Source organism: Shewanella atlantica, from assembly GCF_003966265.1.
Taxonomy (GTDB): domain Bacteria; phylum Pseudomonadota; class Gammaproteobacteria; order Enterobacterales; family Shewanellaceae; genus Shewanella; species Shewanella atlantica.
In genome coordinates this window covers 141,424-155,009 of the sequence record NZ_RXNV01000003.1, presented here as the reverse complement: position 1 = coordinate 155,009, position 13,586 = coordinate 141,424, and the positions used below count along the sequence as shown (strand labels likewise).

The 13,586-nt window shown below is 46.0% G+C and carries 12 protein-coding genes; 11 read left to right on the top strand and 1 reads right to left on the bottom strand.

The annotated features are described in order from the left end of the window. The first annotated feature begins 4 nt into the window (after positions 1 to 4). From flgL to EKG39_RS09375, 10 genes are all read left to right on the top strand, one after another. Positions 5 to 1,219 (top strand): flagellar hook-associated protein FlgL, encoded by a 1,215-nt coding sequence (flgL, locus tag EKG39_RS09420; RefSeq protein WP_126505495.1) that lies wholly within the window; start codon positions 5 to 7, stop codon positions 1,217 to 1,219. Between the two features lie 150 nt (positions 1,220 to 1,369). Then, the gene (locus tag EKG39_RS09415; protein WP_126505494.1) at positions 1,370 to 2,818 is read left to right on the top strand and encodes a flagellin; all 1,449 of its coding nucleotides are present in this window, start codon (positions 1,370 to 1,372) and stop codon (positions 2,816 to 2,818) included. Between the two features lie 902 nt (positions 2,819 to 3,720). Beyond that, entirely contained in the window at positions 3,721 to 5,166 is a 1,446-nt protein-coding gene (locus EKG39_RS09410; RefSeq protein ID WP_126505493.1) for a flagellin, read from the top strand. 185 nt (positions 5,167 to 5,351) lie between these two features. After that, on the top strand, positions 5,352 to 5,750 hold the full coding sequence (locus tag EKG39_RS09405) for a flagellar protein FlaG (RefSeq protein ID WP_126505491.1): 399 nt from the start codon (positions 5,352 to 5,354) through the stop codon (positions 5,748 to 5,750). Between the two features lie 87 nt (positions 5,751 to 5,837). Then, positions 5,838 to 7,199 (top strand): flagellar filament capping protein FliD, encoded by a 1,362-nt coding sequence (fliD, locus tag EKG39_RS09400; RefSeq protein WP_126505490.1) that lies wholly within the window; start codon positions 5,838 to 5,840, stop codon positions 7,197 to 7,199. 58 nt (positions 7,200 to 7,257) lie between these two features. Next, positions 7,258 to 7,578, top strand: a complete 321-nt coding sequence (locus EKG39_RS09395) for a flagella biosynthesis chaperone for FliD, FliT (RefSeq protein WP_126505488.1) — start codon at positions 7,258 to 7,260, stop codon at positions 7,576 to 7,578. Between the two features lie 6 nt (positions 7,579 to 7,584). Then, complete coding sequence (gene fliS, locus EKG39_RS09390) at positions 7,585 to 7,995, top strand: flagellar export chaperone FliS (RefSeq protein ID WP_126505486.1); 411 nt, start codon at positions 7,585 to 7,587, stop codon at positions 7,993 to 7,995. Between the two features lie 291 nt (positions 7,996 to 8,286). Then, complete coding sequence (locus tag EKG39_RS09385) at positions 8,287 to 9,720, top strand: sigma-54 dependent transcriptional regulator (RefSeq protein ID WP_126505485.1); 1,434 nt, start codon at positions 8,287 to 8,289, stop codon at positions 9,718 to 9,720. Between the two features lie 258 nt (positions 9,721 to 9,978). Beyond that, positions 9,979 to 11,094 carry a sensor histidine kinase gene (locus EKG39_RS09380; protein WP_126505484.1) on the top strand — a complete coding sequence of 372 codons (1,116 nt, stop codon included), beginning with the start codon at positions 9,979 to 9,981 and terminating at the stop codon, positions 11,092 to 11,094. After that, positions 11,087 to 12,445, top strand: a complete 1,359-nt coding sequence (locus tag EKG39_RS09375; RefSeq protein ID WP_126505483.1) for a sigma-54-dependent transcriptional regulator — start codon at positions 11,087 to 11,089, stop codon at positions 12,443 to 12,445. Before EKG39_RS09380 ends, EKG39_RS09375 begins: the two co-directional genes overlap by 8 nt. Before the next feature lie 347 nt (positions 12,446 to 12,792). Here EKG39_RS09375 and EKG39_RS09370 read toward each other — a convergent pair whose 3' ends face one another. After that, positions 12,793 to 13,020: a hypothetical protein gene (locus EKG39_RS09370; RefSeq protein WP_126505482.1), complete on the bottom strand. Its 228-nt coding sequence runs from the start codon at positions 13,018 to 13,020 to the stop codon at positions 12,793 to 12,795. 206 nt (positions 13,021 to 13,226) lie between these two features. Here EKG39_RS09370 and fliE point away from each other — a divergent pair, with 206 nt between their 5' ends. Beyond that, positions 13,227 to 13,559: a flagellar hook-basal body complex protein FliE gene (gene fliE, locus EKG39_RS09365; RefSeq protein ID WP_126505481.1), complete on the top strand. Its 333-nt coding sequence runs from the start codon at positions 13,227 to 13,229 to the stop codon at positions 13,557 to 13,559. Positions 13,560 to 13,586: the final 27 nt, after the last annotated feature.

Below are 13,586 nucleotides of genomic sequence, written 5' to 3'. Positions count from 1 at the left end.
TGATATGAGAATTTCAACTGCGCAGATGTTTAACCAAAATCTCACCAGTGTTTTGGATAGGCAGTCTTCAACCAACAAGATTTTAGAACAAATTTCGAGTGGTAAAAAGGTTAATACCGCAGGTGATGATCCCGTAGCCGCTATTGGAATAGACAACCTATACCAGCAGAACGCACTTGCCGATCAGTTTGTGAAAAATATCGACTATGCGACGGGTCACTTAGCATTAAGCGAAAGTAAGTTAGGCAGCGCAGAATCTGTGGTTAGCTCAACTAAAGATCAGGTATTGCGTGCGATAAACGGCACAGTGACAGCCAGCGAGCGGCAAACCATTGCCGATGAATTGAAATCCAGCCTCGAAGAGCTACTTGCCATCGCCAACTCGAAGGATGAGTCGGGCAATTATCTGTTTTCCGGGAACGAAACGGGGACTCAACCATTCGCTTTCGATACCGCCGGTAACATTGTATACAGCGGCGACAGTGGGGTAAGAGAGTCAGTTGTGGCTTCAGGCGTAACGGTTGGTACTAACACGCCAGGTGATAGTGCTTTTATGAACGCTCCCAACGCAATGGGTGATTTTAGCGTCAATTATTTGCCGGGCCAAACCGGTGAATTCATTGTAGAAAGTGCAAAGCTTGCCCCCCCAGCTGTTCATACACCGGTGGCACCGGAAAGTTATACCTTTAATTTTACCGATAATGGTGTTGGCGGCATTCAACTGGAAGTTTTTGATTCTGCGGCAACGTCGCAGATCATAGTGCCTAATTTTGATCCAAGCAGTTCGGTTGACTTCAACGGTATCTCAGTAAAGCTCGATGGAATGGCGGCTGCAGGTGATTCTTTCACCATGGCTCCCGAAACTGAAGTGAGTATTTTTGACACCATTAATCAGGCTATTGCCGTACTGGAAGATCCAACTAAGGCAAATACTCCTCAGGGAAACTCCGAGTTGGCACAGATATTGGATAATATTGATAGTGGCAGAAACAGGATAGATTTTGACAGGGGTATTGCCGGTAATAGCTTAAAGAGCATTGAGAGCTATCGATCGACACATGCTGACGAAAAGATAGTCAATAGTTCGGCACTTTCGATGTTAGAAGATCTAGATTTTGCTTCGGCAATAACAGAGTTCGAAAAACAACAGGTCGCCCTGAATGCCGTGTCGAGTCTGTTTAGTAGAGTGGGATCAACGTCATTATTTGATTACCTATAAACGGCAATAAACATACTTACTGACAGTAGAGTGACAGCAGTCGACAGTCTTAAGGGACTAAGACTTCTCATCCGTAATAGTAAGTATTAACAGTTAACAAATTATAGCCAGGCTTGAGCCTTGGCAGTAAAACATAAAGAGGAACTCAAGATGGCTATTTCAGTTAATACAAACGTGACATCGATGAAGGCTCAGAGCAACCTTAACCGATCTCAGGGTGATTTAAGTACTTCGATGGAGCGTCTAGCTTCAGGTCTTCGCATTAACAGTGCTAAAGACGATGCGGCGGGTCTACAGATCTCTAACCGTATGACCAGCCAGATTAACGGTATCGGTGTCGCAATGCGTAACGCCAATGACGGTATATCAATTGCGCAAACCGCTGAAGGCGCGATGAACGAGTCGACGAACATTCTCCAGCGTATGCGTGACTTGTCACTGCAGTCGGCAAACGGCTCAAACTCAACAGAAGATCGTGCGGCGATGCAAAAAGAGGTTAACTCTTTGCAAGCTGAGTTGACTCGTATTTCTGACACCACCTCATTCGGTGGACAAAAACTGCTTGATGGTTCATACGGTACACAGTCTTTTCAAGTGGGCGCCGAAGCCAATGAAACCATTGCCGTGTCATTGCAGTCAGTAGCAGCAGCTAATATCGGTGCATTCCAGAGTGATGCGCCAGGTAGTATATTCGGTGGAAACCTTGTAACAGCTGCTGCGGGTAGCAACGGTACAACGGCTGGTGATATTACTATCACTCAGGGTACGGCTGTCACAGCTGTAACATTAGCTGCTGATGATACGGGAACTGAGATTGTCTCAAAAATTAACAATGCCGGTACAGGTGTTAAGGCTATTGCTGAGACCAATATTCAGCTCGATTTGACCGCTGCATTTGATAGCTCGATGATAATGAGCGTCGATGATGGAACCAGTACCTCATCGCTGAACCTGACCGGTATTGCTAATAACACAGATCTTGCCACCGCGATTAACGATGTCTCGGGTGAAACGGGCGTTACGGCTAAGATAGATAATGGTACGTTAACGGTCACCAGCACTAATGGTGCGGATGTTAACTTTGCCGGACTTGCAGCTAACACTACAGGTGCCTTAGCGATTACCAACATAGCTGCCGATGGCACAGCATCTGCAACATCAAACCTTGCAACAGCTGCTGCGACTTTCACTGCAGCAGCCGCAATTACACTGAGTTCACCCGATACCTATACAGTAACTGGTGGTGCTACTGCAGAAATATCAGGTGAAGCTTCAGGTGTGTTTGCCGGTGTTAATACGGTTAGTGTGTCCACCGCTGCAGGCGCCCAAAATGCCATCGATATTATCGATGGTGCGATTGCCGGCATTGATAGCTCTCGCGCCGACTTAGGTGCGATACAAAACCGTATGAGTTTTACCATCAGTAATCTGGACAATGTCAGAAGTAACGTATCAGATGCTCGTAGCCGTATTCAGGATGTGGATTTTGCCCTGGAAACTGCCGAGATGACCAAGCAACAGATTCTGTCTCAGACATCTTCTGCGATGCTTGCTCAGGCTAACCAGCTGCCACAGGTGGCCTTATCGCTACTAGGCTAAGGGAAGTGACTAGGTTCTAGAACCTAGCCCCTGGATTGATAAACCACCTAACTCTCTATGAGGGTTAGGTGGTTTTGTTTTATATAAGTTTCTAGGACGCTAACTGCGTGAGCTAATCGACGTCCGCTTCGCTGGCTGTATAAGCCAAGACGACACTCACTGCGTGAGTTAACTGACATCAGCTCTGCTGGCTGTATAAGCTAAGACGACACTCACTGCGTGAGCTAATCGACGTCAGCTTCGCTGGCTGTATAAGCTGAGACGACACTCACTGCATGAGTTATCTGACGCCAGCTTCGCAGGCTGTATAAGCTAAGACGACACTCACTTCGTGAGCTAATCGACGCCAGCTCTGCTGGCTGTATAAGCTAAGACGACATTCACTGCGTGAGTTAACTAACACCAGCTTCGCAGACTGTATGAGCCAAGATGACACTCACTGCGTGAGTTAACTGACACCAGCTTCGCAGGCTGTATAAGCTAAGACGATACTCACTGCGTGAGTTAACTGACGCCAGCTTCGCAGGCTGTATGAGCCAAGACGACACTCACTGCGTGAGTTAACTGACACCAGCTTCGCAGGCTGTATGAGCCAAGACGATACTCACTGCGTGAGTTAACTGACGCCAACTTCGTTGCTGTCTCTGTTTCTTACAGAGCGCAGCTCGTCGAACAGGCATCGCCGTCCGCGTAGCGATAGGCGAAGGCCGTCGTCTTAGCCTTTATCGATCTTAGTTCCTCCTCCCTTTAATCATTCCTCTTTAACACAAAGCAAAACTTTTTTTAAAAAATTTCTAAAGTAAAAAAAGGTGCTGCCGTTAAATACACTGTAACCCAAAAGATCCGCCTGGCTAACTGTAGACAGGCACAGTCTACAGTCAGGTATTAAGAGGAAACAAATTATGGCTATTTCAGTAAACACGAACGTCACTTCAATGAAGGCACAGAGTAACCTAAATGGTGCTCAGAGTAATTTAAGTACTTCTATGGAGCGTTTGGCTTCAGGTCTTCGTATTAACAGTGCGAAGGATGATGCGGCGGGTCTGCAGATCTCAAACCGTATGACCAGTCAGATAAACGGTCTCGATGTTGCGATGCGTAACGCTAACGACGGTATCTCTATCGCGCAAACCGCAGAAGGTGCGATGGGTGAGTCAACCAACATCCTTCAACGTATGCGTGACTTATCACTGCAATCGGCTAACGGTTCAAACTCAAGTGAAGATCGTGCGGCGATGCAAAAAGAGATTAACTCACTACAATCTGAGTTGACTCGTATCTCTGAAACCACCTCATTCGGTGGACAAAAATTGCTTGATGGCTCATACGGTACACAGTCATTCCAGGTAGGCTCAGAGGCTAATGAGACTATCGACGTGTCACTGAAATCTATTGCGGCAACCAACATAGGTGCATACCAAAGTGATGCGCCAGGTAGTATATTCGGTGGAAACCTTGTAACAGCTGCTGCGGGTAGCAACGGTACAACAGCTGGTGATATTACTATCACTCAGGGTACAGCTGTCACAGCTGTTACATTAGCTGCTGATGATACGGGAACTGAGGTTGCCTCAAAAATTAACAATGCCGGTACCGGTGTTAAGGCGACTGCCGAGACCAATATTCAGCTCGATTTGACCGCTGCATTTGATAGCTCGATGATAATGAGCGTCGATGATGGAACCAGTACCTCATCGCTAAACCTGACCGGTATTGCTAATAACACAGATCTTGCCACGGCGATTAACGATGTCTCGGGTGAAACGGGCGTTACGGCTAAGATAGATAATGGTACGTTAACGGTCACCAGCTCTAATGGTGCGGATGTTAACTTTGCCGGACTTGCAGCTAACACTACCGGTGCCTTAGCGATTACCAACATAGCTGCCGATGGTACAGCATCTACGACATCAAACCTTGCAACAGCTGCTGCGACTTTCACTGCAGCAGCCTCAATTACACTGAGTTCACCCGATACCTATACAGTAACTGGTGGTGCTACTGCAGAAATATCAGGTGAAGCTTCAGGTGTGTTTGCCGGTGTGAACACGGTTGATATCGGTACTGCTACAGGTGCCCAAAATGCAGTCGATATCATCGATGGTGCGATTGCTGGTATCGACTCGAACCGTGCCGATTTAGGTGCGATACAGAACCGTATGAACTTTACCATCAGTAACCTGAGTAACGTTCAGAGTAACGTAGCCGACGCTCGTAGCCGTATTCAGGATGTTGACTTTGCCAAGGAAACAGCTGAGATGACTAAGCAGCAGATTCTGTCTCAGACATCTTCTGCAATGCTTGCGCAGGCTAACCAGCTTCCACAAGTAGCGCTGTCTCTACTCTAAGCTTACTCTTAGTGACGAGTAACCGCTATAATGAATAGAGTTAATCGTTGCTTGTAGCGGGCACTCGATAGAGTAACCAAGGAGGGGAGATTCAGGAGTGAATCTTCCCTTTTGTTTATCAAGAGTTAAAGTTAAAGTTAAAACAGAAATTGCAAGGGATATGTAACCTGAGGAGGTTTAAGGCGATGGATATTAATTTAGTTAACACACCGAATAACACAGGTGTTAAGAGTGAGGTTATTGCTCCGCTAAAAGCGACGACTCCAGAGACTGCCGAGACTGAGCCAAGAGCGTTAGTGAAAGCCGTCGAAGAGAGTGATAAAGCCGCTTCAGTTTCGCAAGACTTGACGGGCGAAGAGAGTCCTGAGAAATTGCAGGAGGCCGTTGCCGAACTTAGTGATACCATGTCATTGATGAAGAAAGGTTTAGCCTTTAAAGTTGATGACACCTCGGGGATTTCTGTGGTCAATGTTATGGATATGGACTCGGGTGAGATGATTAGACAGATCCCCACCGTAGAAGCGTTAGAGTTGGCACAAAAAATGTTTGAGATTTCAGGTATGTTGGTGGAAACTGAAGTGTGATGACTTTTTGACGTTAAATAAATGCGTATGGCTTATAGCTTATAGCTTATAGCTTATAGCTTATCCAGATTAGATTTAGAGGTTCCCATGGGATTAACTGCAGTTGGTATTGGTTCAGGCATGGACATTAATGGCATCGTTTCCGCGCTGGTTGGTGCGGAGAAGGAGCCAAAACAAGCCAAGTTTAATGCCGAGGAAGGCAAGGTTACTGCCGAAATTTCAGCTATCGGCACTCTCAAGAGTGCCATGTCTGATTTTCAAAGTAAGTTGGAGTTTCTCTCAAAACCTGAATCTTTTATTAGTAACAAGGTTAAACTCTCTGACAGAGATTATCTTAGTGCCACCGTCGATGAAACGGCCATAGCAGGTAGCTATAGTCTGACAGTTGAGCAACTGGCTCAAAGTCAGAAAGTTAGTACGATAGCCGTTGCCGATGCCGAGGCTGCAATCGGTGAAGGAACACTGAGTTTTGATGTCGATGGTAGCAGCTTCGATATAGCAGCCGACGCCACAGACTCTTTAACTTCGCTGGTTGAGAAGATCAACAGCGCCGAAGATAATGTTGGAGTAACTGCGACCATTATTAATGACGATGATGGCGCTAAACTGGTACTAACCTCAACCAGTACAGGTCTGGCTAATCAAATAAGTGTGACTGCAACAGATGTCGGTCCCGGCACGCCACTTAATGATACCTTTGCTATGACCGAAGTACAGGAAGCCAAAGATTCCATCATAAAAGTCGATGGCTTAACGGTAACTTCCAGCTCAAATACGGTATCTGATGCTATTGCAGGTACAACATTAACGCTTACCGAAGCCGATCCTACTAAGACGACAGAACTCAAGATTGAACTTAATACTGGTTCGGTAAAAACGGGTATTAATGACCTTGTCGACTCCTATAATGAGTTAATGAAGACTGTGCAGGATATGTCCAGTTACGATCCTGACACTAAAAAAGCCGGCATACTTCAAGGCGACTCGATAGTTCGTACCATACAGAGCCAGCTGCGTGGAGCACTATCAGGTGTGTATAGCACAACAGGTGGTGATATCACCTTGGGCTCGATTGGTGTTACCACAACCCGTACGGGTTTATTAGAAGTTGATGGTGATAAGCTTGATGACGCGTTAACTGCAAACTTCGATCAGATAAAAGAGCTTTTTAGTACCGAAGATACCGGACTTGCATCGAGTCTGGATACTTTAGTAGACGGCTACGTTCAAACCGGTGGGATTTTAGATGGCCGTGATGAAACCTTAGACAATCAATTAGTAAGAATACAGGAGAGCAGGGAGCAGCTGGCTTTAAAAATGAAAGCCTATGAAGACAGACTATTTAAGCAGTTCAATGCCATGGATGCCATTGTAGGGCAGTTAAACTCTCAAAGTAGTATGTTGCAATCAAGGTTGGATTCTTTACCTGGATTGGTTAAACAAACTTAGGGCGTATAGTTATTAAAAGTTGGATTATATTTTGACTTATTGTTGGTGAGAAGGCTTTATGAAGGAATTGAATAAAGTAAACGAAGCATTATCTTCGAGTTTACTTCAGCTCGATGAAATTAATGTTGATGATGATTCTGGTGATGAGTTGGTATCAAATTTGCAGGATTTATTGAGTCAGCGTCAAAAATTGCTCGAACTACTTGTGTTAGATAGTCAGTTTGTGGATAGAGACTATCTGGAGCTGCAATTAAAGTTGACTCAAAAATACACAGTGCAAGCAAATAAAGTCATGAGACATAGGCAAAATTTGTTACACAATGGCAAAGTAAGCCAACGTCAAATTAATGTATATAAGACTATAGGTTCAAATAGGTAGGTTTTTATGAGAAGGTCATTACAGTCATATCGTAAAGTATCTTTAGATAATGAGATCGCGGTTGCTTCACCACATAGAATTATTCAAATGATGTTTGAAGGGGCGTTACAACGCCTGGCTCAGAGTCGCTATGCCATCGAAAACGGTGATATGGCAACCAAAGGGGTCAATATCGGTAAGGCTATCGGTATTATTAGTGGTCTAAACAGCAGCCTTAATATGGAAGCTGGTGGAGAGATGGCCGGTAATGTCAGTGATCTATATGACTTTATGTTACAGCGTATCTCTGATGCAAATATCAATAATGATTTGCAGGCGATCGACGATGTTTGCAGCATTCTAAAGACGATTAAAGAGGGATGGGATGCCATTCCACCTGAGCAGCATCACATCGCCTCCCATAACGAAGCCGTTTAATATTGTCATTGATTCGTGGGGGGAAACCCCCCCAATAAATCGTCAAAAGTCAATTTATTGACAATCGCATCTGGATTCGTTGAATATTTCAGCTAAAATCAATGGAGTGCAGCTAAAATCAATTCAGGTTTGCATTAAATGCATCAGGGACTTGCTAATAGCTTGCTGATAATACACTATTCCTCACGGTAGTGATTTTGTTCAGTTTGTATTGGAAACACTACACAGCTTTCTAAGCAACAAACACTAATAATTAATGCGAATAATAACGAGCGCTTTACGGCTTTTTTAATGATGCAAACAGATCAACGAATTCTACTTGTCGGTAACCAGTCAGAGCGAATTAATCGCTTGTCGTGCGTATTTGAGTTTTTGGGTGAGCAAGTTGAGCTGGTCGCAGTCGATAAGCTTGAACTGCGAATACAAAATACTCGATTCAGAGCCTTGGTTATTGCTGCCGAAACTCAATCTAAAGAGTTACTTCAATCCCTTGCCGGAACATTACCCTGGCAACCTATGTTGTTGCTCGGAGACGCGACGGGCGTCACAGCATCTAATATCTTAGGTCATATCGAGGAACCCCTCAATTATCCTCAATTGACTGAGCTGCTACATTTTTGCCAGGTCTTCGGCCAGGCTAAACGTCCGGATATTCCAACCAGCGTCAATCAGACCAAGTTATTCAGGAGTATGGTAGGACGAAGTGATGGTATTGCTCAGGTTCGTCACTTAATCAGTCAAGTTGCCAGCTCTGATGCTACGGTATTGGTGTTAGGTCAGTCCGGTACAGGTAAAGAGGTGGTAGCCCGAAATATTCACTACATCTCTGAGCGTCGCGACGGTCCATTTATTCCTGTCAATTGTGGTGCTATTCCCGCAGAGCTTCTCGAGAGTGAGTTATTCGGTCATGAGAAGGGGTCGTTTACCGGTGCGATTAGTGCCCGTAAAGGACGCTTCGAATTAGCCGAGAAAGGTACTCTCTTCCTGGATGAAATCGGTGATATGCCCCTGCAGATGCAAGTTAAGCTATTGCGTGTGCTACAGGAGAAGGTATTTGAACGGGTAGGGGGGTCAAAATCCATTACTACCGACGTTCGCGTTGTCGCCGCGACTCATAGAGATCTGGAAGATATGATCACTAACGGTGAGTTTCGTGAAGATCTCTATTATCGATTGAATGTTTTCCCCATCGAAATGCCAGCCCTATGTGAGAGAAAAGATGATATACCTCTCTTGCTTCAGGAGCTAGTCAGCCGAGTTTATAACGAAGGCCGTGGTAAGGTTCGTTTTACCCAGAGGGCGATAGAGTCGCTGAAGGAGCATGCCTGGTCTGGTAACGTTAGGGAGCTCTCAAACTTAGTTGAGCGTCTCACTATTCTTTACCCCGGTGGTTTGGTCGATGTTAATGACCTTCCTGCAAAGTATCGTCATATTGATGTGCCTGAATATTGCGTCGAGGTCAGTGAAGAGGAGCTTGAACGTGATGCGTTAGCTTCGATATTCAGCAATGATGAACCTGTCGATATTCCTGAAACTCGTTTTCCAAGTGAGCTACCTCCGGAAGGCGTTAATCTCAAAGACCTTCTCGCAGAGCTTGAGATCGATATGATCAGGCAAGCGTTAGAACAACAAGATAATGTCGTGGCCCGCGCCGCTGAGATGTTAGGCATCAGACGCACGACTCTCGTCGAGAAGATGAGAAAATATGGCATGGGTAAAGATTAAAAAGAAGTTCCCAGGAACTAGTTTCTAGTTCCTAGATCTTTTTACCTCTAACCTCGTTCCTAGGCCTTCGTTCCTCGTTCCTCGCCCCTTCTTTTAAATAGCCAGCTTTGCTGGCGTCTATTAGCTTGCGTAGCAAGTATCGTCTTAGCTATTATCCTTAAGTGAGCCTGCGAACGTCCTCGCACCTAGGCCCTTCTTTTCCTCTTGGCACAATTCATGCAAAACCTCCGTTAGCAGCAATTTTTTGACGGAGTGGATATGTCCGTAAGTCCCCAAATTCAACTTGATACATTAAATCAGCACTCGCCTCGATGGTTGGAAACAGCACCCGCTGCCAACATGTCAAATCGAATGGAGCGGATCCTTCAGGCTATGCCTTCCGGAGTGGTGATCATTAATGGTGACGGGGTAGTCACGGATGCCAATCCAGTGGCTGTTGAACTCTTGGGGTTACCACTAGAGGGCTTAAGGTGGATTCAGGTCATTAACCGTGCCTTCTCTCCACAAGATGACGACGGCCATGAAGTTTCGCTTCGTAATGGTCGAAGAGTTAAACTGGCTATCACTCCGTTGACACCGGAACCCGGCCAACTGATAGTCCTGACGGACTTGACTGAAACCCGCCTGCTGCAAAAGAATTTATCACACCTTCAGCGTCTTTCAGCGTTAGGTAAGATGGTTGCAACCCTTGCTCATCAAGTGCGTACGCCATTGACTGCAGCCTTGCTATACGCCTCAAATTTAGCCAGCCCCAGAATATCTGAATCTGCAAGAAGCCGCTTTCAGAAGAAGCTCGTCGATAGGCTAAATGAGCTGGAACATCAGGTGAACGATATGTTGCTGATGGCAAAGGGACGTCAACAAGAGCAAGGTGAAGCTGAGACTGTCGATTCGATTATGGGAAGTGTGCTGGCCAATTGCGAACCCATTGCAAAGCAACATTCATGTAAGCTTGAATTTATCGATGAATCCAGTGGTGAGTTTCTTGCCAATGCCAGCGCATTAAGCTCGGCTATCAATAACCTTGTGGTTAACAGCATAGAAGCGGGCGCGACCCGGGTTGAGCTGAAAGGGCGAGAATCGGCTCACGAACTTCAGATCGACGTCACCGACAATGGCAAAGGCTTAGATAAGGCGATGCAGAAGAAAGTGATGGAACCATTTTTTACGACTAAACCTCAGGGAACAGGGCTTGGTCTTGCTGTTGTTCAGTCGGTGGTGGCTAATCATGGAGGAAAGATAGATTTTAGGTGCGAGAAAGGAATGGGTTGCAGAGCTTCCTTACACTTTCCCAAGTTACAACAAATGACAGATAAAGAAGATCTTTTACAGGAAGGTTTATCTAAACAAGCTGAGGAGTCATCTCATGTCTGAAGGAAAAATACTCTTGGTTGAGGATGACCATTCGCTCAGGGAAGCCCTATTAGATACGCTATTACTGGCACAATATGAATGCACCGATGTTGGCTCTGCTGAAGAGGCGATCATTAAGCTGAAAGATGAATCATTCGATATGGTGATAAGCGATGTGCAGATGGAGGGGATTGGAGGCATAGGTTTGCTCAATTACCTTCATCAACATACACAGATACCAGTGCTGTTAATGACGGCTTATGCCACCATAGATAATGCGGTTAATGCGATTAAATTGGGCGCTGTCGATTATCTGGCAAAACCCTTCGCTCCCGAGGTGCTATTAAACCAGGTTTCTCGTTATATGAAGCCTAAACTGGTTCAGGACCGACCCATTGTCGCCGATGACAAGAGTCTTGCGTTACTCAGTTTAGCTCAAAAGGTAGCTGCATCCGATGCTTCGGTGATGATTATGGGACCGAGTGGCTCAGGAAAAGAGGTGTTAGCGCGTTATATTCATCAAAACAGCAGTCGTGTCGACGGTCCGTTTGTTGCCATTAATTGCGCCGCTATACCTGAGAACATGCTCGAAGCTACACTGTTCGGCTATGAGAAAGGAGCCTTTACCGGAGCCTATCAAGCCTGTCCCGGTAAATTTGAGCAGGCCCAGGGTGGAACCCTGTTGCTGGATGAAATTTCCGAGATGGAGTTAGGGCTTCAGGCCAAGCTTTTGCGTGTACTTCAGGAGCGCGAAGTTGAGCGACTCGGGGGGCGTAAAAACATTAAACTGGATGTCAGAGTGCTCGCAACGTCGAATCGTGATCTTAAGTCTATGGCGAGCTCTGGCGAGTTTCGGGAGGATCTTTATTATCGCATCAATGTCTTTCCACTGACTTGGCCAGCATTAAACCAAAGGCCTGCGGATATCTTACCTTTGGCAAGACACTTGCTGGTAAGGCATGCCACATCATCTGGACTGGCTCAAATACCTGAACTCGATGAAAGTGCCTCGAGGCGCTTATTGACACACCGCTGGCCCGGCAATGTCAGAGAGTTAGACAATGTGATCCAACGAGCCTTGATACTTCAAAGCGGTGGGGTTATCGGTATTAATGACATCATTATAGACTCACAAGATGGATTACTTAATCAAGATACATCGGATATCGCACAAAATATTGAACCTAAGCCCGCCGAACTCGATGGGCTAGGGGATGAGCTCAAGGCTCAAGAGCATGTCATTATTCTCGAGACACTGACCCAATGTCAGGGTAGTCGTAAGCTTGTCGCCGAAAAGTTGGGGATCAGTGCAAGAACGCTCAGATACAAAATGGCTAAAATGCGGGACATGGGAATACAAATACCTGCTTAAAAGAGGCCTGAGTTAATCGACGCCAGCTTTGCTGGCTGTATAGCTAAGACGACACTCACTTCGTGAGCTATTTGACGCCAGCATCGCTGGCTGTATAAGCCAAGACGACACTAACTGCGTGAGTTATCTGACGCCAGCTTCGCTGGCTGTATAAGCCAAGACGACACTCACTGCGTGAGCTAACTGACACCAGCTTTGCAGGCTGTATAAGCTAAGACGATACTCACTGTGTGAGTTAACTGACGCCAGCTTTGCTGGCTGTATAAGCTAAGACGATACTCACTGTGTGAGTTAACTGACGCCAGCTTCGCAGGCTGTATAAGCTAAGTCGACACTCACTGCGTGAGTTAACTGACACCAGCTTTGCTGGCTGTATGAGCTAAGACGACACTCACTTCGTGAGTTAACAGGCGCCAGCTTCGCAGGCTGTATGAGCCAAGACGATACTCACTGCGTGAGTTAACTGACGCCAACTTCGTTGGCTGTATAGCTAAGACGACACTCACTGCGTGAGCTAACTGACGCCAACTTCGCTGTCTCTTTTTCTTACAGAGCAAAGCTCGTCGAATAGGCATTGCCGTCCGCGTAGCGACAGGCCGCAGGCCATCGTCTCAGCTTTACAGGCTTTGCCGTCAGCGCAGCGATAGGCCGAAGGCCATCCCCCCTTCCTCTTCCTTTCACATTTAACTTGGCAAACTTATTGCATCATCATAACTATCTGTGATTTTCGTCAACTATTCGTCACTTTGTATTCAAGAAGGACGGCGATGGGGAGCTTGTTATGCAAATAGGTGCCAATTCATTACTGCAAGAGATGCAGTCACTAAGCGGTGAAATTCCAGCTGGCGGTATTAATACTCAAATTACCAGACAGGTGAATAATACCTCCGGCAGTAATTTTGGTGAGCTCCTTTCTCAAGCCGTGGGCACGGTGGGTGAGCTTCAAGCCAACTCATCTTCTATGGCTAGTCGACTGGATATGGGTGATACAAGCGTGACTTTATCCGATACCGTCATCGCCAGAGAGAAAGCGAGTGTTGCTTTTGAGGCAACGGTTCAAGTTAGAAACAAGTTTGTCGAAGCTTATAAACAAATTATGAGTATGCCTGTATAATTTCGGCCAATCGAAAATTTGAGTTAA